Source organism: Clostridium disporicum (assembly GCF_001405015.1).
GTDB classification, from domain to species: Bacteria; Bacillota; Clostridia; order Clostridiales; family Clostridiaceae; genus Clostridium; species Clostridium disporicum_B.
In genome coordinates this window covers 35,888-58,398 of record NZ_CYZX01000025.1, presented here as the reverse complement: position 1 = coordinate 58,398, position 22,511 = coordinate 35,888, and the positions used below count along the sequence as shown (strand labels likewise).

The following is a 22,511-nucleotide window of genomic DNA, read 5'->3' as shown; positions in this document are numbered from 1 at the left end:
TTATAACCTCCTATTTGTCGTGTCAAAAAACTTGTTCATTTAGAAATAATTTCATATAAATATATGAATAAAAAATAAAAAGACCGTCTACTGAAATGATTTTAAAAATCATTTCAGAGACAGCCCCATATTTTTTAATTTTATTATTTTAAGTCTTAGATTATTTTTTTAAATCTCTGATAGTTTTTTTTGCTTTTAAATAATAAAAAAGTTCAATTTTATCTTCATTATCCCAATCTTCAAACTCCATCAAAATAGGTACTAGCTCAGAAAAATCAATTGAGTTATCTGAAGAGGGAGAATTCGAATCTTCTAATAAGTGATACATTGGTATATTTAATGCTGATGATAATATTTTTAAATTATTAATTGAAGGATTGCTTCTATCATGTTCAATGTCACTTAAAAAAGATATTGATAAATTAGTTAAAGCGGATAACTCTTTTAGACTTAATCCGTTACATTTTCTAAATTTTTTCAATCTTTTTCCCAAACTCATAAAACACCTCATCTAAAATACGTTATTTACGTATTTTTCACATTAGATTATAAATCAAATATTTAAGAAAGTAAATAAATGATAAATAATAGTTTTAAAAAGTAAATAAAATTTAATAATTTTTATTAAAAATTAAAAAAGTAATAAAAAATATGTTTTAAAATAAAATAAATGACAAAAAAATACTTTGATAAAGTAAAAAAACACCAAAAAACTTGATTTTTTACTTTGTTAACGTAAAATATTATTTGGGGGTGAAATTTTGGAAATTGGACGTAAAATTAGAGATATTAGAATTAGTAAAAATATTACTCAAAAGAAATTAGCTGAATTAGCAGGTATATCTAATACATATTTATCTGATATTGAAAGAATGCGAACTAGTCCATCAATAAAAACGCTAGGGAGTATAGCAAACTCGCTTGATAAAAATATAAAAGAATTTCTAGATTAGATTTTTATGTATAATTAAATATTAAAAAATATGTTAGATTGCTTTTAAAACTAGTGGTTAGTTTAACTAAAATATTGAAACAAATATAAAACTTTATTTATAAGTGATGAATTATATTATTTAAATGTATATTAAAAAATATTAGATAATTAGATTTATAAATATCTTATTTTTTATTTGCGAGGAGTGAAACATATAATTTATATAATTTATATTGAAGATGATTTACAGAAGAAGAAAAATATTTATTATAGTGAAGATAAAGAAGAAGCTTATTCAAAATTTAATATTTTATTAAATAAATGTATTATTAAAGCATATGAAAGTATTTTTAGGAATGAGAATAATTATATTTTTCAAAGCAATCATTTTAAATCAATATCTTTAAGTAATAAAGAGAAAATCTTGATTAGAACTAAAGAATATGTAATATATATAAATGACAAAGGAAAAATTGTAGGAGCTGTTTCGTTTGTAAATGATTTCGACCGGACATATATAGAAAGAGTTGTTATGGAGATAATTTAAAAATTAAACTTATAATATATTTATTTTAAAATTTAGTTATTTTTAATAATACGATAATAGAAAGTTATAGAATCTAAAATTATAATATACAAGCTATAGTTTAGTTATTTAAATAATAGAGCAATATAAATCTGAGGATTGTTACTGGGATATAGAGATATATTGAATAGTTTTAATAAATAATTAAATATAGTGAAATAAATTGAGATTATCACATATAAGATTTTAAATAGATTAGGACAAGCAGCTTTAATGAATTTAACAATAAATTACAATTAACAGATTATTATCAAAGGAGATATTCCTAATGTTGAATAAAAATACATAAATCATTTAGATTAGCTATTGAAATAGCATTATATATTAGAGAGTATCAGAGATGATATAGGGATCAAAGTATAATAATGGGAGGGTTTTATGAGTGAAGGGTTATCTATAGAGGAAATAGAATCAGTATTAGATTTAATTCCTTTACAAATAGCTTATAGAAATTTAGAAGGAAAGTATATTTATTGTAATAAAAAGTATGCTAGTCAACTTGGAATAAATGAAAGAGAAAAACTTTATGGTAAAAAGTGTGATGAGATTGATAAAATAATATATAACATTAATAAAATAAAAAAAACAGATGATGAAGTAGTAAAAAGAAAAACAGCTATTGAATATGAAGAAGTTATCTATATAAATAATAAAAAGTATATATTTGAAATTAATAAGGCTCCCATAATAGATAATAATAATGTTAAGGGAATATTAAGTTTAAAAAAGCCAATTTCATATAAAGAAGAATTAGATAAATTAAAAGAAGGTTTCTTCTATAATTTAAAACATGAATTTCGAACACCTATAAATGTGATTATAACAACTATACAACTTTTAGAAAATAAATTAAAAGATTTTAATATAAGTGATTATGAAAATTTATTAATGAAAAGTATTGAAAGAATAAGGATAAATTCTTTGAGGATATTGAAGTTATCAAATAATTTTATAGATTTAACTAGCGCATATAATGGTAATACTATATTTAATTTTCATAATTATGATATTGTAAGTACAGTAGAAGATATATGTTTGGATATAAATAATTGTGGGAGATTTAAAAACTTAAGAATAATATTTGATACTGAAATAGAAGAAAAAATAATATCATTTGACAAGGTAAAATTAGAAAGAATAATAATGAATTTAATTTCCAATTCAATAAAATTTAATGATGGAAATAGAATTATAAATGTCACGATATACTTAAAAGATAATAAAGTAAATATATCTGTTAAAGATAATGGATATGGAATATCAGAAAAAAAATTAGAAACAATTTTTGATGAATTTTCTAATTCCGAAAAAAGGTTAAATAAAGTAAATGAAGGTTGTGGAGTAGGATTAGCTATTGTAAAGCACTTTGTTGAGGCACATAAAGGAAAGATTAATGTTAAAAGTGAGTTAGGAAAAGGTAGTGAATTTATAATTGAAATGCCAGATGTAGTTATTGAAGATTTACAGAAAAATACTTGGTTTACTAAAATACATAATAATAGAGAAGAAAGAATTACTATGGAGCTTTCAGATATATATGAATAATACTATCATACAATAAAATTACGTTTTAAAAGTAAAGTTATTTTAAAATATTAAAAGTTTTTTAGTCAATTTTTATGAAGTATAGTATAGAATTTATGAAGAGGGATGAAAAATTAAAAATAGCAATAATAAATTAATAGAATATATAAATAAAGAAGAAGTAGTATCTTCAAAGGTACTTCTATCTTATATTTTAATAAATATATAAAATTAGATATAGCTATATATAACTTATTTAATTAAATTATTTATAATATAAATAAAAATTAACTTAATACTGATATGGATAACTGTATAATAAGTAGCATAGGATAAAAATAAGATAATATATTTAAGTAATAATTATTAGAAATTTATAGTTATTAATAGAATTTATTAAATTTTATACCTAAAGGATATACAAGTAATTTATTATAAAAAGATAAAGTAGTTAATAAATAATACTTACCCCATAAAAATATATTTACGAATTTATAGAAGTTTAACACTAATATTACCTAACTAAGTGTTAAGCTTCTTTTGTTTATTATTTAAGTTTCTTTACGATAAGAAAATTATTTCACTAATAATGTTATAACAGAATAAAATATTGTAGAAATATTTTAATTTAAAGGGGATATATCAAATAGATAATTCCGAGGAACAAGGGAACAAGAATATATAGCTTAAGTATAAATAATAAAAAATAAGTAAATTCATGTGAGTGTACACGCATACACACGCGTATAGAAAAAAAGGAGATTGTTCCAATTATTGTTCGGTATTATAAGTAATATTTAAGATTATAATTTGTCTGTAAGTTTATATAATAAATAATTTTTACATGTATTTCTTATAAAAATTTATATTGATGTATGATATAAAAAATGCAATTATATATTAAGATAATAACAAAGATGAAATAACATCAAAATGATTATAAAGGGAGTGAGGTCGATAGGTAAAACTTATAAAACAAGTGAAGTAGCTAAGTTGATAGGAATACATCCAAATACTGTACGTATGTATGAGGATTTAGAGTTAATATCAAAACCTATTAGAAAAGGCAATGGGTATCGTGTATTTACAGATTTGCATATAGATCAGCTTAAGTTAGCACGTAAGGCTTTTGAGGTTGAAGTTCTACAAAATGGATTAAGAAAAAAGGCAATAGCTATTGTTAAGATGTCAGCTAAACAAGATTTTGATGAAGCTATTGTTTTAACTAAGGAGTATATTAAATCTATTAAAAAAGAGATTGATAATGCTAATGAGGCTGTAGATATTGCAGGTAAATTAATAAATAGATTAAATCATGACAAAGACTTTAATTTAAAGCGTAAAGAAGTTTCAGAATTGCTTGGAATATCTATGGATACTCTTCGTAACTGGGAGATGAATGGATTGGTAAATATTAAGAGAAAGCAAAATGGATATAGGATTTACACTTATGAAGATATCCAACGATTAAAGGTTATTCGTTCTCTTAGATGTGGTAATTATTCTCTTTCTGCTATACTTAGAATGCTTAATAAATTATCAGAGCATAATGAAGCTGATATTAATGAGGTATTAAATTCACCTAATGAAAATGAAGATATTATTTCAGTATGTGATAAGCTTATAATTTCTTTGAATTTAGCTGCCAAAAATGCTGAGGAAATATTAGAAATGTTATATGAAATAAAAAGAAAATATTCAAACCCTACACTTTAACACCAGACTTTTGTTTGGTGTTATTATTTTTACATCAAGCAAGAGGAGGATGTAAAAATGGATTATGCAATTAAGGTAGAAAAACTATCAAAAAATTATCAAAGTTATGTAGCGGTAGATAACTTAAGCTTTGAAGTAAAAAAAGGAACTGTATTTGGGTTGCTTGGAGCTAATGGAGCAGGGAAGAGTACAAGTATTGAATGTATACTTGGAACTAAAAAGATAGATAAGGGTGAAGTTTCAATACTAGGATTAAATCCGATATCTAATCGTAAAGAGTTATTTGAAAGGGTTGGAGTTCAGTTTCAAGAAGCTAATTATCAAGAAAATATACGAGTTGAAGAACTTTGTGAAGTGACAGCATCACTTTATAAAAATCCAGCTAATTATAAGGAGCTATTACAAAGGTTCGGAATTGAAGAAAAAAGTAAAACTTTAGTAAAGGAGATTTCAGGCGGACAAAAGCAAAGACTGTTTATTATACTTGCACTTATTCCTAATCCGGAAATAGTATTTTTAGATGAACTTACAACTGGACTTGATGCAAGAGCAAGAAGAGATGTATGGCAAATATTAAAAGACTTAAAGGAAAAAGGTTTAACAATTGTGTTAACTTCACATTTTATGGATGAGGTAGAAGTATTATGTGATATTATTTGTATTCTTAAAAAAGGAAAGGTAGTATTTCATGGAACAGTTAAAGAGGCTATTGAAGCAAGCCCTTATGAAAAATTAGAAGATGCATATCTTTGGTATACGGATGAGGAGGTAATGTAATATGAAGTCATTTATTACAATGTTAAAAACAGAGTTGAAGTTATCATTAAGAGGAATGGACATGTTCATATTTGCTATATGTATGCCTATAGTTGTACTTGTAGCAATAGGTATTATTTATGGAAGCAAACCTGCTTTTGAAGGTGCAAATTATACATTTTTAGAGCAATCATTTGGAGCAATAACATCTATTGCAATTTGTGCTGGAGGAGTTATGGGCTTACCTTTAGTAGTTTCAGATTATAGAAGTAAGCATATTTTAAAGAGATTTAAAGTAACACCTGTTAATCCAATAGTTATATTATTAGTACAAGTTACCATATATGCTCTATATTCTTTAGTATCTATGATTTCATTATTTCTAGTAGCTAAACTTTTCTTTAAATTTAATATTCAAGGAAGTATTTTAAACTTCATTTTAGGATGGCTACTTGTTATGATTTCAATGTTTAGTATTGGAATTATGGTTGGTGGTATATCAAAAGATTCAAAAATTGCAGGAGTTATAGCAAGTGTTTTATATTTTCCTATGTTGATATTTTCAGGGGCAACAATACCATATGAGGTTATGCCAAATATAATGAAAAATATAGTAGATGTATTTCCACTTACACAAGGAATAAAAATACTAAAATCAGCAATTTTAGGACAATCTGTTGAGAATATTATAATACCAATATTTATAATGTTAATAATAGCTACTATTTGTTCAATAGTTGCAATTAAGTGTTTTAAATGGGAATAAAAATGATACATTTGTAGCTGGTATTAGAAGAGTGAGTATAAAACATATTACTGAAAGCTAGATTTACTAAAAGGGTAGCTCAAAAACATCAGCATGGATATTTTCATATAGGTAACATTGCAATTACTCATCATAAATAGTTAGAGGTAACGGAGATACTATTGAGGAATTTTATAAAATGAAAAAACCTTATTTATAGGAGATACGGAGAACCGTATCATAAATGAGTGATGTTTATAGCCTTAGGCATTGAAATAACTTGCCTAAGGCTATTTTTACAGCTGAAAATAACGTGTCATAAGTAAAATTAAATTTACAAAATATGCTATAATAAGTTGAGAAATGTATTTTATGAATCTAAATTAGAAGCTGAAAAAGAATTGAGATTTATTAATATTTAAGTTCTAAAAAATAACTGATTTAAATTAATTGCCTCTTATAAATTTCAATTTGCAGAGATGATTATTAGTAAAAAAAATTGATGTTTATTTTTTGTGAAAATTTGATATTATATAGATAAGAAAAGCTTAGTCCGATTAACACTAAGCGATCCTTAGAATGGTTTTAGTTTTAGGGCTATTGGTTACAATTAAATAATTTTAATTGAGAAAAAGCACAACTATTCTTGGTCGGATGGAGTGCTTTTTCATTTGTTTTAAAATATAGTTTAAAACATTTAATACCTATATTGAGTTCAAATTCTAAAAGTTTAGTTTTTGAACTTAAAGTCTTTATTATAATTATTAATAAAAATATCAAAACAACTAATAAAGTAAGTATCATATCCAATACCACCCTCTTAAGTTAAGATGAAAATCATCAATAATTATAAAAGGATAAAGTAGTTAATAAATAATACTTACCCCCTAAAAATATACTTACGAATATATAGAAGTTTAACACTAATGTTACCTAACTAAGTGTTAAGCTTCTTTTTATTATTATTTAAGTTTCTTTACAATAATAAAATTATTTCACCAATAATGGTATAACAGAATAAAATATTGTAGAAATATATTAATTTAAAGGGGATATATCAAATGGATAATTCGATTATACTTGCAATTTGTATGTCAGTTTTATCAATAATGATATTACTTCTCTTTTGGAGGTGGAGACGTAGAAAAGCTGCTATAGAAAAAGTAAAGGGAAGAACTGACGAAGAAAAGTTAAAAGATATAAATGATGCTCTGGAAATATATGGTTTCTTATTTGATATAGAGCAAGACATTGTTTATTCAAGCCTTCATCCACCACAAAGAAAGTTAGGTTATTGTAGTCTTTATGATGAATTAGCACCTTCATTAAATATGATTATAGATTGTGAACCTATTTATTTTGAGTATGGAGGAAAAAGGTGGCTTATTGAGTTTTGGAAAGGACAATATGGTATGACAACTGGTGGAGAAGTTGGAGTATATGCAACAGGCAAAAAGGATGTAGATATACCAGATGTTTTCACAGGAACTTTTTATGAAAGTGTATCAGATAAATATCTTTTGCAGATGAAGTATATCTTAAAGAAAAATGACAATCAAATAATAGAAAGAGAAGAAAGACACTGGTGGTTAACAGGGTTTGATGTAGGATTATTTTCTAAACCAGAGGAATTATCTCTAAAAATTGAAATTACTTTCCCATATTTGGATATGCAAAGAGCCTTTATTGATGGACTTTATTATGCTGGATATAAAGCTAATGAAATTAAGATTAATGGTAGAATGGTTAAGTTAGTTTTTACATCTCCTAAAACTAAGCAACCACAGAAATATAGTAAGTTTATGGTAGGATTTATTCAATTACTCAATAGATTTTATTGTAATTTGTTTAATTGGGTAACTAAAGATTTTACACGTGCAATTGATAAGATTGATTTCTTAAGAAGTTATTATCCAATATTATTTAAACTTCTTGCTAATGATAAGAAAGCTAAAAAATTAGAAAATCTTTATAGAGATATACAAGATTTTTTAGATAAATAGTAGAGGTGATAGGATGGGAACCTTTGAGAGTTTATCAAAAGCTTATGAATCAGCTAAAGTTATTCCTTATGATTGTAACTCTAAGTTTGTTATGATGAGTGATTGTCATAGAGGAATTGGAAACTGGGGTGATAATTTCATATCTAATCAACATCTTTTCTGGGCAGCATTAAACTATTATTACGAAGGTGGATTTACGTATATTGAAGTAGGAGATGGGGACGAGCTCTGGGAAAATAGATCTATGAAAGAGATAGTAAAGATTCATAGCAATTCATTTTGGTTGATGTCTAAGTTTTATAATGAAAACAGGTTATATATGATTTATGGAAATCATGATATAGAAAAGAAAAATGAGAAATTGTTCAATAGAAATTGTAGTGAGTATTATTGCGAGACAAGAAAAAAAGTTTGTCCGTTATTTCCTTCAATGCAGGTCTATGAGGGATTGATTTTAGAAGATAGCAATAATAGTAATAGAATATTTATTGTTCATGGGCATCAGGGAGAGTTTATTAATGATATAGCTTGGAAATTAGGTAGATTTTTAGTGAGGTATTTATGGAGACCATTAGAACTTTGGGGAGTTAAAGATCCTACAAGAGCTGGGGAAAACTACAAGCGTAAAGATAAAATAGAACAACATTTAATAAAATGGGCAGAAGAAGAAAATAAAATGTTAATAGCTGGTCATACACATAGGCCAAGCTTTCCTAAAGTTGGAGAAGTAATGTATTTTAATGATGGAAGTTGCGTTCATCCTAGGTGTATTACGGCAATAGAAATTGAGAAGGGCTCAATTAGCTTAGTTAAATGGAGTATGATGACAAGGGAAGATAGAACCTTATATGTGGAAAGAGAAGTATTAGAAGGTGCAGTGAAGATAGATGATTTTTTTAAAGCTAGAGAAAATTAATAAATGACTAAAAGCCTAGCACTATAGTTTGTATACTGTAGTGTTAGGTTTATTTTTACTTAAATAATTTAGTTATTTTGATTTCTCCAACAATCGTATCACCTGCATATATAAAGCCCCATTCACGACCATCAGGGCAATCATTTCTAATGGAAAATGATAAATGTTCAATATTTAAGTACGGTTTTACTAAATTATATAGTTCATTATATTGAAGATATTTTATTGTTTCACAAAGGCTGACTTTATTTTCTCCTAATTCTTTAATTTCAATTTTATACATTACTTGCCTCCTAAATGTATCAACTATAATACAAAGTCATTATATGAAAATAGTTTTAGAAAATTAACAATTTTTTTTAGTAATTATTAATTAAAAATAAATAATAAAATTTTGGCCTTAATAAGGAAACTCGCTACTCATACATATTTGTAGGAGTACACTTCCAGTGTAAGTTCAAGCAACAAAATATAAAATTTTGGCTTTAATAAGGAAACTCACTACTCATATACATTCGTAGGAGTAACTTCAAGTTACCAAATGTGAAATTTGGACTTTCAGTTAAAAAGGTACCTAAAATATAATTAGCTATTGTATTTAATAGTGACAAGGTTATTAAGAGTAATTTAAATTTAAAAAATTACATAAAATTTTGGCTTTCAGCTGAAAAGGTCCCTAAAGTAAAAATAACTCTTGTATATATTAGTATAAAAGAAATATGAAATTAAACTGAATTGATTAAATAAAAAAGCTTTATATTTTAGGAGGAATTTTAAATGAGAAACAATAAGATAAGAAAGATTTACGAAGTTATTAATGAAAATGGAAGAGGGCTAAACTTACATGAAATAAAGGCTATGACTGGTATTGGAAATGGATATAATAGCACAACTATTGATACTATTCCTGTAACTACTACTAATCATAAAAGTGAAAAAATATATGATGTAGTAACAAATATAAAAGGTAAAGTTAATCTTCATCAAATAAAGGCGCAAACTGGTGCAGGAAATGGACATAAACATAGCAATATAGTTGATGTAATAAATAATATTAGTAATGATATAGCTGAGGCTTGCAGTCATAAGAGCCATAAAATCAATGAAGTATTAAATAATAGTAGAAATCTTAATCTTCATGAAATAAAAGCTCTAACTGGAGCTGGAAGTGGATATAGACAATAATATTATAAAAGACTTATGCATTTAATTTTGCATAAGTCTTTTTATGTAATTAAAACTGTTTATGAATTAATCAATATTTCTTTTAATTCATCAAGGCTAGAAACTTCGTATGTAGGTTTTATTGAAGTTTTGTTTTCTAATTTTTTTGGATTATACCAGCAAGTATCTATACCAAAGTTTATTCCACCTTGTATATCTGAAGTTAAGCTATCTCCAACCATTAAAACTTTTGATTTATCAGAATGATTTATAGTTTTTAAAGTATGTTCAAAGATTTCTGGATTTGGTTTTGATATTAATATTTCCTCAGAAATAACTACAGTATCAAAGTATTTTGCTACAGTAGATTTTCTTATTCTCTTATCTTGAACAGCAGTAAGTCCGTTAGTTACTATAGAAAGCTTATGTGATTTAGATATATCTTCTAAAAGTTCTACACTACCATCATATAAAAAGGATGCATCAGCTAAATGTTCCATATATGATTTTGCAAATTCATTTTCATCAAAGCTTACTCCTAACTTATCTGATAATCTTTTAAATCTTTCTACCTTTAATTTTGCTTGAGTAATAAGACCTTCTTCGAACTCTTTCCATATAGCTGAATTTATTTCTTGATATATTTTTAAGTGATAATTTTCATCATAATCGAAGCCAAATTTAATCATTGTATTTTTAAAAGCTTCTTTTTCTGATTTTTTAAAATCAAATAATGTTTCATCTGCGTCAAATAATATAACTTCGTATTTCATAATTTTCCCCCCAAGTTTATATCAAATAAATTTTTACCTAATATAAGAATATCATTTTTTTGAATTTATTTATACAGAGGATATTAATAATAGATAAGGAAATAATAGATTAGAAAATTGATAATTACGATATTAAAAATTAAATTTATTAAGCTATAAATAGTAAGAAAGAAGGAAAGCTAATAGGATAGTTTTATTTTGAATTGAGCCAGAGATTTAATTAATTAAGTCATAAAATGTCGAAATTTGACTAAAAATATTTTTTAAGTATAATTAGTAAATGCTAATATTATACTTACGGAGGAATTTATGAACAAAGAACTAAAGAAAAGCCTTGGTTTAGCTGCTGCTTTTTCAACAGTTGTAGGAGTAGTTATAGGATCAGGTGTATTTTTTAAACCTCAAGCAATATATACCGCAACTAATGGAGCACCTGGATTAGGAATCTTAGCATGGATTTTAGGTGGTCTTATAACAATAGCTGGTGGTCTTACTGCAACAGAGGTATCTGCCGCAATACCAAAGACTGGTGGTATGATGATTTATATTGAAGAAATATATGGCAAGCGTTATGGATTTTTAACTGGATGGATGCAGACAGTATTATTTTTCCCAGGGACGATAGCAGCTGTAGCTGTAATATTTGCACAGCAAGCTTCAGAACTTTTAGGTTCTACGTCAAATAATATGAAAATGGTATTGCCAATAGCTATAGGAATCATATTATTGACAGCACTTTTAAATACTATTGGGTCTTCTTTTGGTGGCTCTATTCAGACTGTAGCTACTTTAGGAAAATTAGTTCCATTAGTTTTAATTATAATTTTTGGATTTACAAAGGGAAACAGCACATCAATACTTACACCTATGGTTGGAGAGGGAGTGAACCCTGTAACTACTTTAGGTCAAGTTCTTATAGCAACATTATTTGCTTATGATGGATGGATAAACGTTGGAGCTATTGCTGGTGAGATGAAGGATCCAGGAAAGGATTTACCAAAGGCAATAGTTGGTGGACTATCATTAGTTATGGCAGTTTATTTAGCTATAAATGTAGCTTATTTATGGGTAGCCCCAGCAAGTAGCTTAGCAAATGTTACTTCACCTGCATCTCTTGTAGCTACAAAATTATTTGGGCCAATAGGTGGAAAGTTAATATCAGCAGGGATATTAATATCTGTATTTGGAACATTAAATGGATATTTATTAACAGGACCAAGAGTAGTATATGCATTAACTAAAGAAAAATTATTACCAGGTAGTAATATTCTTTCAAAGGTTAATAAAGGTGGTTCACCATATAACTCAATATTACTTATATCAATACTTGCTTGTATATATGCATTAACAGGGCAGTTTAATTTATTAAGTGATTTAACTATATTTGCAGTATGGGTATTTTATGTTCTTACATTTATAGGAGTAATTATACTTAGAAAGACTAAGCCAGACCTTTATAGACCTTATAAAGTTCCAGGATATCCAGTAATACCTATAATAGCAATACTTGGAGGAACTTTTGTTGTAATAAATCAACTTATTACAGCACCACTTATATCTTTAGGTGGAATAATTATAACAATAATAGGGTTGCCTATTTATGCGTATATGAATAAAAAATCAAGAAATTAAAGATAAGTTTTATAGAATGGTTATATTTTGAAATTTACATTATTAGATGTATTTGTTGGTATGGGATACTTACATAGGCACATAATGAACTAGGATAATATAAATTATTATACTAATCCATTATGTGCTGAATTAAGTGTTTTATATCAACATTTTAATTTAAGATAGTTATTAAATTAAATCATCTAATCCATTAACAGTTGTTTGTTCATCTTCATCAATAGGAATCATTATGAATTTTTTACCGTCAATTATTTGTGATTTTATTTGAGGTATTTTTTCAGGTTTTACTTGAAGTATAACATCATAATCAGCCGCAACTTCATCACTTTCTACAGTTGCATTAGCAGCTTCATCTACATCATTTTCTAATGTTGCATAATTAGTTTCTTCAGTAGCATCCATATTATTTTCTTCTAAGTTATTTTCAACTGGTTCTTCAGTAGTATTTTCTAAAGCTTCTGAAGTGTTATCTTCTGTAGCATTTTCTAATTCTACATTACCTTCGTTAACTTCTGTAAAGTTATTAGTCACCTTATCAGCAGCAGCTTCTTGTTTAACTTGCTCAAGTTTGTTTTGAAGCATTTCAACTTGTCTTACAAGATGTTCTTCTTTTTTTCTTTGCTCATTTGCTTTAAGTACTTTTGGGTCAATTAAGCTTTCTGCTAAAGGTAGGTCATTGCCGAAGTTTGCTGCATATGATTTTTCTATTTTAGGAGCAAGCTCTTCTGGAACTCCACTTTCTACTAAGATATTTTGAATATCCTTACTTGATATTAATATTGGTTCAGCATCAGCTACATCTTCATACATAGAATTATATTCTTCTATCATATTATTAATGCTTTCTTGAACCTCCATAAATACTTTATCTGCTTTCTTTTCATCAGCACCAAAAGAACCTTTAATTATTTCTTGGAAGGTTTCTTTTTGAATAGTAGCAGTTTGTTTTGAAGGACATCCTAAAGCATATTCCATTAATTCATAATGTGGGTCCTTAGCATTTTTTGTGTAGTACATAATAGAGTTAACATCTGAACTACGGTTAATAAATGCTGGGAATATAAATCCATTAGCAGGAGCTTCAACAACCCAATCTCTATCACGAGCTTTAATTCTATTTTCATCCTCATAGTATCTAAGACCAGGTGCAGTAAGTGAAACTGGACATATTGCACATAGTACGTATTCATATACTTCTTCAGATTCATCAAGCTTAGCATTATCTTTAGTTTTAGTAATAACGTCATAAGCATCATGATACAGAAGTATTAAAAAGTTACCTGTATAATCATAATTCTCTATAATAGATTCGTAAAAACTATCAAGAAGAGCATCATCTTTTAATGCACTACTTTTAAGTTGCATAAGAGAAATTTGTTTTTCATTCACAAGGTCTTCATTAAGTGGAAATTCAAGTTGCAAAATATTATTTCCAATAGTTCCAGACATAACTTTTTTAGCAATTTCTAAGTACTTATGATAATCATCTTCCTCTAAGTTTAAGAATGTTTCTCTAAATTTTAAAATTACATGTTTTTCTCCACTGACATAGCACCCACACATTTTAGTAAAAGTACAGTGGTCTTTCTTTAGTCGTTTTTTTAATTCAAGTATATCTTTCTTTCTCATACATAAACCCCTCAATTTAGTATTTTATATTTCTATATATTAATTATAAGCAAACTCTTTTTTATATTAAACTATTTATTAAGTTTCTGTAAGTAAAAATTTTATATTTAAGTTATGTTTAAAGTGGAAATTAAGGGAAAATGGTAAATGTAATATATGGATATACATTCTATATATTTTGTATAATAGTATGTGATGGTGGATGGGGACCTTTTCTCTTTGCCATCAACCTCTATATGAATTCCAAGAAATTTAATCTTGATTATTAATTTAGAAATGAAAAGATTATGTTTTAAAACTAACCTTATAATATAAACATAGGAAAATAAACTTTAAATAGATTTATTTAGGAGAATTATATGAAAAAAGACTTTGTTATCGTATTAGCACCAGATTCATTTAAGGAAAGTATGACTGCAAAAGAAGCTTGTGTAGCAATGGAAAGAGGAATAAAGAAAGTAAATTCAGATATAAAATGTGTACATGTTCCTATGGCTGATGGGGGAGAAGGCACAATGCAATCATTAGTGGATTCCACAAATGGTAAGGTGTATTCTTTAGAAGTAGTAGGACCATTAGGAAACAAGGTCAAAGCAGAGTATGGTATTTTAGGGGATAGAGATATAGGAATTTTAGAAATGGCTAGTGCAAGTGGAATACAGTTAGTTCCATTAGATAAAAGAAATCCTTTAATAACAACTACTTATGGTACTGGTGAACTTATTAAAGCTTGTTTAGATAAAGGTGTGAAAAAGCTACTAATAGGTATTGGGGGAAGTGCAACTAATGATGGAGGAGCAGGAGTTATTCAAGCTCTAGGTGGAAGATTATTAGATAAATATGGAAATGAATTAGGTTTTGGTGGAGGAGAGTTAGGAAAATTGCATAGTATAGATTTAACTAATTTTGACTCTAGGTTAAATGATATTACTGTAGAAGTAGCTTGTGATGTTAATAATCCACTTTGTGGTGAAAGAGGAGCTTCAAATGTGTTTGGGCCACAAAAGGGAGCAACAGAAGAGATGATTAGTTTATTAGATGATAATTTAAGGCATTATGCAGATATAATAAAAAATCAGTTCGGAAAAGATATATTAAATGTACCAGGTGCAGGAGCAGCAGGAGGTTTAGGTGCTGGACTAATGGCATTTTTAGATGGAAATCTGAAAAAAGGAATTGAAATGGTAATAGAATACGCCGGATTAGAAGAGAAAGTAAAAGCTGCAGATATGGTGTGGACTGGAGAAGGAAGTATTGATTTTCAAACTCAATATGGAAAAACTCCTTTAGGCGTTGCAACAGTTGCTAAAAAATATAATAAGCCAGTTATAGCCTTTGCGGGAAAAGTTGGAGATAATATAGACGTGCTATATGAAAAGGGCATAGATTGTATATTTGGAATTATGCAAGGTGTAATGTCTATTGAAGAAGCTTTAGCTAAAGGTCAAGAAAACTTAGAAAAGGCAGCTGAAAATGTAATAAGACTTATGAAGTTAAACTGTTAATTATAATAGTTTAATATATTGTAATAAATTTGACACCTAATTGTCACAAAAGAAAGTTATTATAAATTCATAAAGTAGTTAAAGCATTATTATTTACCCCAAAAAATAACCTTTTAAGAAAAGCTAGCACTAATGTCCCCCAACAAAAGTGCCAGCTTTTTTATTTAATAATTTCTAATTAATAACTATCCTACGTAGCTTGCAAATAGGTGAATAAATATCATTGATGAAGCTGCAACTGCAAGCCAAGTACATCCACCAAGGATAATAGGTTTAATACCTTTAGTAAATAAATCTTTAAATTGAATTTTGAATCCTACACCAGCAAGAGCTACTGTAATAAAGAATTTATATCCAGTCTTAAATAATCCAGATAATCCTTCGATACTACTGAATAGACCCATTGTATTTAATACAGCCATAAGTAGGAATCCAAGTATAAACCAAGGGAATACTTTTAATACTGTTTGTCCTACGCTAGCTTGTTTAGTAACAGCAACTTGAGTTGCAGCACTAGAATTGCTCATAGTTGATGCAGTAGCAATAGCATTTTCTTTAGCTTCTTTACGTATAGCAAGTATCGTAAAAATTACAGCAAGTGCAATAAGCATAGTAGTTCTAGTAAGTTTTACGGTAATTGCTAAGTTAAGATCAAGACCATGTATTGCATTATAAGTAGCTTCAGATGCAGCAACACTAGAAGTATCGTTTATAGCAGTACCAGCTAAAAATCCAAATTGATTAGCTGTTAAATTAAGAGCACCAGCTAGATATGGATAAACTAAAGCTGCTAAAATATCAAATAAGAAGATTGATGTCATAGCATATGCAATTTCAGTTTCTTTAGCTTTGATTATAGATGAAAGAGTTGCTATAGCAGTTCCTCCACAGATAGAAGTACCACCACCAACTAGAGTACATGTATTATCAGAAAGGTTTAATTTCTTTCCTACAAAAAATGCAACAGTAAAAGAAAGGCAAATATTAAAAATGATTAATGGAAGTGCTTTTGCACCATAGCCAAGAATTTGACTGAAGTTTAATGTAGCACCAGCAAGTATAATACCAATATTTAAAAATTTCTTTCCTGCAAATGTAGTTCCCTTTTTAAAATCTTTATCTACAGTTGGTAGAAGGTTTACAATCAACATACCAATGAATAGACCTATCATAGGAGCACCTACGATATTTTGTAATCCACCTAAGTAAGTAGCAATAACAGCAATAGCAACACAAACAATAATAGCAAAATATGATTTCTTGTTCATAAATTTCTCTCCCCTTTAATATCAATTCTACTTGTTAAAAAATAAACGATTGAAAGTATAAATTAAAGTGGATAATTCCACTTTGTTTTAGCCTTAAAAGGAGTTCTAAATAGTGGGAAATAGAATCCTTTTAAGGCTATTTTTATGATTAAATTAGGTGATTTGTTATAAAATTATATAGTGTTTAGATTAACAAGTAGCTCCACCAACTAAGTGAAGTTGTGCATCTAAAATTTCTTGTTTACGATCCCAAATAGCATCAGAAAGTAATTCTTCTTGAATTCTTTCAAATCCTATACGCTCAATTGTTTGAGATAAACGTTCTCCAGTTTGTCCTTGTTCTCTGTAAAGTAAGATTAATTTTTCTACTACGTCTAAAGCTTCTTCTTTAGTAGTAAATACTTTATCTAAAGCGATACCGTGAGCAATTTTTTTACCCCATCTACCACCAATGTAGATTTTGTATCCTGTAGTACCATCTTCGATACAGTCAAAGTGACATTTTCCAATACAACGTCCACAGTTGTTACATTCATCTTTATTGATTTCTAAGATACCATCTTGAAGTGTAGCAGCTTTGATTGGACAGACATCTGCAACACCACATTTCTTACATCCGTTACATCCATCTTCATCATAGTTAGGTATATTTTGACCAATAATACCAACGTCATTTAAGTCTGGTTTTACACAGTTATTTGGACATCCACCTACTGCAATTTTGAATTTGTGAGGTAACTTAACATTTGCATATCCGTTGAAGAATCTTTCGTGGATTTCTTCTGAAAGAGCAAATGTATCTATTAATCCATATTGACAAGTTGTCCCTTTACAAGATACAACAGGTCTAACTTTAGAACCAGTACCACCAGTTACTAAACCTTCTTTTGCAATATATTCTTGGAATTTTTCTATGTTATCATAGTGGATTCCTTGACATTCAATTGTAAGACGAGTTGTAAGTGTTACAACACCGTTTCCATATAAATCTGTTGCTTCTGATAAACATTTATTTTGAGCTGCAGTAATTTTACCGTTTACAGTAATAATTCTACCTGAGAAACAATCAGTTCCCTTGTTTCTTAAAAAGCCCATCGCTTTTACTCTTTTTTCATCTTCTGGTGTTACCTTAAGTTTTGTCATAGTCATTTCTGCCATAATTAATTCCTCCAATGTTATAAATTTTTTTATTATAATTCTACTTCTGAGAAAGTAGAACCGCCTTCAAGTACAAGAGTATTTGTGTAACCATAATGTTTTAATCTGTTTTGTAAAAGGTAAGCACGTTTACCTTTAGTACAAACTAATAGTAATTTGTCATCTAAGTTATATCCTTCTACAGGTCCTGTAACTTTTGTAAGGTCCATATAAGGAGCACCTGTAATAGAAGGCGCAATTGAAGCATCAATTACCTTATAACCTTCTGGTTTGTTAGTTTTATATTCAAATGGAGTTATTGTTGTAAATGCTCCACTGATTTTATTAAGTAATACGTTTACTGTATGAGAGAATGGATGTATTGCTGTAGAGAATGGTGGAGCATAAGCTAAATCCATATTCTCGATATCTTCTAAAGAAGCATTCAGAGTAATAGCTGTTACTGCGATATCAACCATCTTATCAACAGCACCTTTACCGATTACTTGAAGTCCTAATAATTTTTTAGTTTCTTTATCAGCAATCATTTTTACGATAAATGATGATGCACCTGGATAATAGTGTGCTTTATCGTCTACTACAGTTACAACTGAAGCAACATCAAAACCAGCATCTTTAGCTTGTTTTTCAGTTAAACCAGTACGTCCAACATTTAGTTCTGGTAATTTACAAACACCAGTACCTAATACACCGTTATATTTTAATTTATTACCAGCAATATTTTTTGCTGCAATACGACCTTCGATATTTGCTGAAGATCCCATAGGAGACCAAGCTGGAGCATTTGTAATTGAATTTGTTACGCATGCACAGTCACCGATTGCATATATGTCAGGGTCGTTTGTTTGTAAATATTCATTAACTTTAATTGTTCTATTAGGCATAAGTTCTATAGATGTACCTTCTAAGAAAGAAGTATTAGCACGTATACCCATTGCAAGAATTACAGCATCACATTTCATTGCACGTTTTTGAGTTTTAACCTTTTCAACTCTATCTGTTCCAAGGATACCTTCAAGACGAGTATTAGTAAAAGTCATAATACCGTGGTCTGCAAGGTGATTTTCTACATAGTCACAGAACTCAGGGTCAAAACCTGGAAGTACGTGGTCTGCCATATCAAGAACAGAAACTTTAACTCCTTGTACTGCTAAGTTTTCAGCAACTTCAAGCCCAATGAAACCGCCTCCAACAACTATAGCTCGTTTAATTTCTCCAGCTTCTACAGAGCTTCTTAAAGAAATTGCATCATCTGGTGTTCTCATAAAGTAAACACCTTTTAAATCTACTCCTTCAAGGCTTGGCTTAATTGGATTCGCACCAGAAGCTATGACTAATTTGTCATATGTAAAAGTAGAAGATTCGTTTGTAGATAGATTTAAAGCATATACAGCTTTTTCTGATTGATTTACATTAGTTACTTCCATTTGTGTTAAGACATTAACACCTGTAAGTGCAGAAAAACTTTCTGGTGTATTTACAATAAGTCCAGAACGTTCATGGATTAAGTCACCAACATAATAAGGTAAACCACATCCAGCGTAAGATATATCATTACTTTTGGTTAATATAGTAATATCTAAATCGCGATTTTCTCTTTTTAATTTAGCAGCTACTTTTGTACCAGCAGCTACTCCACCAATAATAAGTATTTTCACCAAATCACTCCCTTGTCATTTATTTAACATACTAACAATCTAAATATAACATTTGAGTTAATATTAGGAAAGTGATATTATCTTATTAAGGTCATAGGAAATACCTATGAACTTTTTGGGGAAATATGTCGAATAAGTAAAGGGGTTATTGGATAAAGGATAAAAGAGGGAGAATTATATGACAATTAAACATTTACGTGTATTTAATGAGGTTGCAGAAAGTGGGAAAATGAGCATTGCAGCAGCAAAGTTTTATTTATCGCAACCAACGGTAAGTCAGATAATAAAAGAGTTAGAGGAGCATTATGGCTTTTTGTTATTTGAACGTTTATCTAAGAAACTGTTCATTACTGAAGAGGGGAAAAAGCTATTATATTACTCAAAACAAGTTGTAAAGCAATTCGATGAATTAGAAAGTAAAATGTTAGAGTCTTCTAAGGTGCAATCATTCCGAATTGGCTCAACTATCACAATAGGAAGTTGTTTAATTAATGACATTATTAAAGAGTTTGAACGTATTGATGATACTGTTGAGATTTATTCTTATGTAAATAATACACAAGCAATAGAAGATGAATTATTAAAAGCAAATATAGATATAGCCTTAGTTGAAGGTGTTGTAAAGAGTTCAGATTTAGTAAGTATTCCAGTAGTAGATGATTATCTAGTACTTGTCTGTAGTAAGAATCATCCATTGGCTGAAAGTCGTCATTTTACAGTGGAAGAGCTAAAAAATCAAGGATTTGCAATGAGAGAAAAAGGTAGTGGAACAAGAGAACAATTTGAAAACTATATAAGTAAACAAGGCATTTCAATAAAGGAAAGTGTAGTAGCAAACTGCCCAACAGCTTTGATAAATGCTGTAATAGAACAAAATTGTTTGGCTGTTTTATCAGTGAGATTAGTAGAAGAGCAAATTAAGAATGGTAGTATAGTAGTTCTAAAAAATGAATGTTGTGCTTGGAATCGTTCTTTTTCTATTGTATATCATAAGAATAAGTTTTTATCGCATAGCATGGTGAATTTTATTCAAGTAGCATCGAGCTTTAAACGTTCAGAGATTATGGATTCAATTATGTCAATGTAAAGGATTAATCATAAATATTTCCTATGATTAACTTAGGCAAAACTTAATTTAACTCAATATATAATTATGGTATGTTAAGTATATAACATTAAATGTTAAATATATAACAGTTTGGTGTTTAATAATCTATATTGTTATTAATAAAGGATGAGCATATGGATATTTACATGACAGGAATTAATTATAATAATGCTGATATTGAATATAGAGAAAAGTTTTCGCTAACAACAGAGCAACAGGATATTATAGCTAAGAAGTTAATAGATTCAAAAATAGCTAAAGGATGTATTTTTTTATCTACCTGCAATCGTACAGAGCTTTGGATAAGTGGAAATAATTCTTTATCACTAGACTTTTTTATAAATGAAGTATTAGGAGATGAAGAAATAGATTTCCTTATAAAAGAAGATATAAAAAAATGTTTTATAGTAAGACAAGGTGAAGAAGCTGTTGATTATCTTTTAGAGCTTGCCTGTGGAATACATTCTCAAATTTTTGGAGAAGATCAAATTTTAACTCAATTAAAGGTAGCTACAGATAATGCTAGAAAAAGTGGATATATAGATAGTATATTAGAAACTTTATTTAGAACAGCTATAACAGGAGCAAAGAAGGTAAAAACAGAAGTAATATTAACGAATAAAAATCGTTCTTTACCAGAGACAATAATTTCTCAATTAGAAGGAATGTATGGGTCATTAAAAGAAAAAAAGTGTCTTGTTATTGGAAATGGTGAGATGGGACGCCTTATGGCTAGTAACTTAGTAGATGTAGGTGCTAATGTTGAAATGACACTTAGGCAATACAAAAAGAAACAAGCTATTATACCATCAGGTTGTGGAGTAGTACTATATGAAGAGAGATGTAATGGAATAGAAGAAAAAGAATTTATTTTTAGTGCTACAAGAAGTCCACATTATACTATAAAGAGAGAAGAGATTAGTGAATTATTAAATAAAGAAAAAATGTACTGCTTTATTGATATGGCACTTCCAAGAGATATTGATCCTAAAATTGATGAGCTTAGTAATGTAAGACTTTTTCATATAGATGATTTTGGAGTAAGGTCTGAATGTGAAAAAGAAGATTTAGAAAGTGCAAGAGAAATTCTTTCAGAATATAAACAGGATTTTATTAATTGGTATCAGATTAGAGCTTTAGCTCCTAAGGTAAATGAGATAAGTGAAATAGTTGGTGAGTTAACTCATTGTAAGCTTACTAAGGTATATAAGAATATAAATATATCTGAAGATGATAAAGGTTTTTTACAAAGTAGTGTACAAGCTGCTACCAAAAAAGCTGTATCAAAAATAATATTTGGATTACGTGAAAATATGGATAGAGAACAGTACAATGAATTACTTAAAGCATTGGAATTAACAGCAAATAATTGCATGTAATAAATATAGGATATCATCTATATTTAGAAAAGTAGATGAATTAATAAGGTGTAG

The 22,511-nt window shown here is 28.1% G+C and carries 20 protein-coding genes; 13 read left to right on the top strand and 7 right to left on the bottom strand.

What is annotated here, in order from left to right; all coding sequences use genetic code 11:
- Positions 1–160: 160 nt before the first annotated feature.
- A complete protein-coding gene (locus tag ARA56_RS14380) occupies positions 161–499 on the bottom strand; it encodes a helix-turn-helix domain-containing protein (protein WP_055267886.1) in 339 nt (112 codons plus the stop codon).
- Between the two features lie 262 nt (positions 500–761).
- Between ARA56_RS14380 and ARA56_RS14375 the strand changes: the two genes are divergently transcribed.
- From ARA56_RS14375 to ARA56_RS14335, 8 genes are all read left to right on the top strand, one after another.
- Entirely contained in the window at positions 762–953 is a 192-nt protein-coding gene (locus ARA56_RS14375; RefSeq protein WP_055267884.1) for a helix-turn-helix domain-containing protein, read from the top strand.
- A gap of 186 nt (positions 954–1,139) precedes the next feature.
- Positions 1,140–1,481, top strand: coding sequence for a hypothetical protein (locus ARA56_RS14370; protein ID WP_055267882.1), 342 nt, complete (start codon positions 1,140–1,142; stop codon positions 1,479–1,481).
- 417 nt (positions 1,482–1,898) lie between these two features.
- The gene (locus ARA56_RS14365) at positions 1,899–3,065 is read left to right on the top strand and encodes a sensor histidine kinase (RefSeq protein ID WP_055267880.1); all 1,167 of its coding nucleotides are present in this window, start codon (positions 1,899–1,901) and stop codon (positions 3,063–3,065) included.
- 912 nt (positions 3,066–3,977) lie between these two features.
- A complete protein-coding gene (locus ARA56_RS14360) occupies positions 3,978–4,760 on the top strand; it encodes a MerR family transcriptional regulator (RefSeq protein ID WP_055267878.1) in 783 nt (260 codons plus the stop codon).
- 57 nt (positions 4,761–4,817) lie between these two features.
- On the top strand, positions 4,818–5,537 hold the full coding sequence (locus ARA56_RS14355) for an ABC transporter ATP-binding protein (RefSeq protein WP_055267876.1): 720 nt from the start codon (positions 4,818–4,820) through the stop codon (positions 5,535–5,537).
- Position 5,538: 1 nt separating this feature from the next.
- On the top strand, positions 5,539–6,282 hold the full coding sequence (locus tag ARA56_RS14350) for an ABC transporter permease (RefSeq protein WP_055267874.1): 744 nt from the start codon (positions 5,539–5,541) through the stop codon (positions 6,280–6,282).
- Between the two features lie 1,040 nt (positions 6,283–7,322).
- Positions 7,323–8,264 carry a DUF4474 domain-containing protein gene (locus tag ARA56_RS14340; RefSeq protein ID WP_055267870.1) on the top strand — a complete coding sequence of 314 codons (942 nt, stop codon included), beginning with the start codon at positions 7,323–7,325 and terminating at the stop codon, positions 8,262–8,264.
- 13 nt (positions 8,265–8,277) lie between these two features.
- A complete protein-coding gene (locus ARA56_RS14335; protein ID WP_055267868.1) occupies positions 8,278–9,180 on the top strand; it encodes a metallophosphoesterase in 903 nt (300 codons plus the stop codon).
- Positions 9,181–9,235: 55 nt separating this feature from the next.
- Here the strand turns inward: ARA56_RS14335 and ARA56_RS14330 are convergent, their stop codons facing one another.
- Positions 9,236–9,463, bottom strand: coding sequence for a hypothetical protein (locus ARA56_RS14330; protein WP_055267866.1), 228 nt, complete (start codon positions 9,461–9,463; stop codon positions 9,236–9,238).
- 494 nt (positions 9,464–9,957) lie between these two features.
- Here ARA56_RS14330 and ARA56_RS14325 point away from each other — a divergent pair, with 494 nt between their 5' ends.
- Positions 9,958–10,365: a hypothetical protein gene (locus ARA56_RS14325; RefSeq protein WP_055267864.1), complete on the top strand. Its 408-nt coding sequence runs from the start codon at positions 9,958–9,960 to the stop codon at positions 10,363–10,365.
- Positions 10,366–10,424: 59 nt separating this feature from the next.
- Here the strand turns inward: ARA56_RS14325 and ARA56_RS14320 are convergent, their stop codons facing one another.
- The gene (locus ARA56_RS14320) at positions 10,425–11,117 is read right to left on the bottom strand and encodes a YjjG family noncanonical pyrimidine nucleotidase (protein WP_055267862.1); all 693 of its coding nucleotides are present in this window, start codon (positions 11,115–11,117) and stop codon (positions 10,425–10,427) included.
- Positions 11,118–11,426: 309 nt separating this feature from the next.
- Between ARA56_RS14320 and ARA56_RS14315 the strand changes: the two genes are divergently transcribed.
- Positions 11,427–12,749 (top strand): APC family permease, encoded by a 1,323-nt coding sequence (locus ARA56_RS14315; RefSeq protein ID WP_055267860.1) that lies wholly within the window; start codon positions 11,427–11,429, stop codon positions 12,747–12,749.
- Positions 12,750–12,920: 171 nt separating this feature from the next.
- Here ARA56_RS14315 and ARA56_RS14310 read toward each other — a convergent pair whose 3' ends face one another.
- The gene (locus ARA56_RS14310) at positions 12,921–14,381 is read right to left on the bottom strand and encodes a DUF4317 domain-containing protein (RefSeq protein ID WP_055267858.1); all 1,461 of its coding nucleotides are present in this window, start codon (positions 14,379–14,381) and stop codon (positions 12,921–12,923) included.
- Positions 14,382–14,740: 359 nt separating this feature from the next.
- On the opposite strand from ARA56_RS14310, the gene ARA56_RS14305 reads away from it, so the two are divergent.
- Positions 14,741–15,886, top strand: a complete 1,146-nt coding sequence (locus tag ARA56_RS14305; RefSeq protein ID WP_055267856.1) for a glycerate kinase family protein — start codon at positions 14,741–14,743, stop codon at positions 15,884–15,886.
- Between the two features lie 185 nt (positions 15,887–16,071).
- Here the strand turns inward: ARA56_RS14305 and ARA56_RS14300 are convergent, their stop codons facing one another.
- From ARA56_RS14300 to ARA56_RS14290, 3 genes are all read right to left on the bottom strand, one after another.
- Positions 16,072–17,154, bottom strand: coding sequence for a YeiH family protein (locus ARA56_RS14300; protein WP_055267854.1), 1,083 nt, complete (start codon positions 17,152–17,154; stop codon positions 16,072–16,074).
- Positions 17,155–17,343: 189 nt separating this feature from the next.
- Positions 17,344–18,312 carry a 4Fe-4S dicluster domain-containing protein gene (locus ARA56_RS14295; protein WP_341380627.1) on the bottom strand — a complete coding sequence of 323 codons (969 nt, stop codon included), beginning with the start codon at positions 18,310–18,312 and terminating at the stop codon, positions 17,344–17,346.
- Between the two features lie 32 nt (positions 18,313–18,344).
- Positions 18,345–19,970 (bottom strand): FAD-dependent oxidoreductase, encoded by a 1,626-nt coding sequence (locus ARA56_RS14290; RefSeq protein WP_055267852.1) that lies wholly within the window; start codon positions 19,968–19,970, stop codon positions 18,345–18,347.
- 178 nt (positions 19,971–20,148) lie between these two features.
- On the opposite strand from ARA56_RS14290, the gene ARA56_RS14285 reads away from it, so the two are divergent.
- Together ARA56_RS14285 and hemA are read left to right on the top strand one after the other, a co-directional pair.
- Positions 20,149–21,057, top strand: coding sequence for a LysR family transcriptional regulator (locus tag ARA56_RS14285; protein WP_055267850.1), 909 nt, complete (start codon positions 20,149–20,151; stop codon positions 21,055–21,057).
- Between the two features lie 155 nt (positions 21,058–21,212).
- Complete coding sequence (gene hemA / locus ARA56_RS14280; protein ID WP_055267848.1) at positions 21,213–22,457, top strand: glutamyl-tRNA reductase; 1,245 nt, start codon at positions 21,213–21,215, stop codon at positions 22,455–22,457.
- Positions 22,458–22,511: the final 54 nt, after the last annotated feature.

Bases quoted from the DNA above. Each gene is read 5' to 3' on its own strand.
- ARA56_RS14360 (WP_055267878.1), top strand. From the start codon at position 3,978: ATGATTATAAAGGGAGTGAGGTCGATAGGTAAAACTTATAAAACAAGT.
- ARA56_RS14305 (WP_055267856.1), top strand. From the start codon at position 14,741: ATGAAAAAAGACTTTGTTATCGTATTAGCACCAGATTCATTTAAGGAA.
- hemA (WP_055267848.1), top strand. From the start codon at position 21,213: ATGGATATTTACATGACAGGAATTAATTATAATAATGCTGATATTGAA.
- ARA56_RS14350 (WP_055267874.1), top strand. From the start codon at position 5,539: ATGAAGTCATTTATTACAATGTTAAAAACAGAGTTGAAGTTATCATTA.
- ARA56_RS14365 (WP_055267880.1), top strand. From the start codon at position 1,899: ATGAGTGAAGGGTTATCTATAGAGGAAATAGAATCAGTATTAGATTTA.
- ARA56_RS14315 (WP_055267860.1), top strand. From the start codon at position 11,427: ATGAACAAAGAACTAAAGAAAAGCCTTGGTTTAGCTGCTGCTTTTTCA.
- ARA56_RS14295 (WP_341380627.1), bottom strand. From the start codon at position 18,312: ATGGCAGAAATGACTATGACAAAACTTAAGGTAACACCAGAAGATGAA.
- ARA56_RS14320 (WP_055267862.1), bottom strand. From the start codon at position 11,117: ATGAAATACGAAGTTATATTATTTGACGCAGATGAAACATTATTTGAT.
- ARA56_RS14310 (WP_055267858.1), bottom strand. From the start codon at position 14,381: ATGAGAAAGAAAGATATACTTGAATTAAAAAAACGACTAAAGAAAGAC.
- ARA56_RS14330 (WP_055267866.1), bottom strand. From the start codon at position 9,463: ATGTATAAAATTGAAATTAAAGAATTAGGAGAAAATAAAGTCAGCCTT.
- ARA56_RS14340 (WP_055267870.1), top strand. From the start codon at position 7,323: ATGGATAATTCGATTATACTTGCAATTTGTATGTCAGTTTTATCAATA.
- ARA56_RS14285 (WP_055267850.1), top strand. From the start codon at position 20,149: ATGACAATTAAACATTTACGTGTATTTAATGAGGTTGCAGAAAGTGGG.
- ARA56_RS14325 (WP_055267864.1), top strand. From the start codon at position 9,958: ATGAGAAACAATAAGATAAGAAAGATTTACGAAGTTATTAATGAAAAT.
- ARA56_RS14335 (WP_055267868.1), top strand. From the start codon at position 8,278: ATGGGAACCTTTGAGAGTTTATCAAAAGCTTATGAATCAGCTAAAGTT.
- ARA56_RS14355 (WP_055267876.1), top strand. From the start codon at position 4,818: ATGGATTATGCAATTAAGGTAGAAAAACTATCAAAAAATTATCAAAGT.
- ARA56_RS14380 (WP_055267886.1), bottom strand. From the start codon at position 499: ATGAGTTTGGGAAAAAGATTGAAAAAATTTAGAAAATGTAACGGATTA.
- ARA56_RS14300 (WP_055267854.1), bottom strand. From the start codon at position 17,154: ATGAACAAGAAATCATATTTTGCTATTATTGTTTGTGTTGCTATTGCT.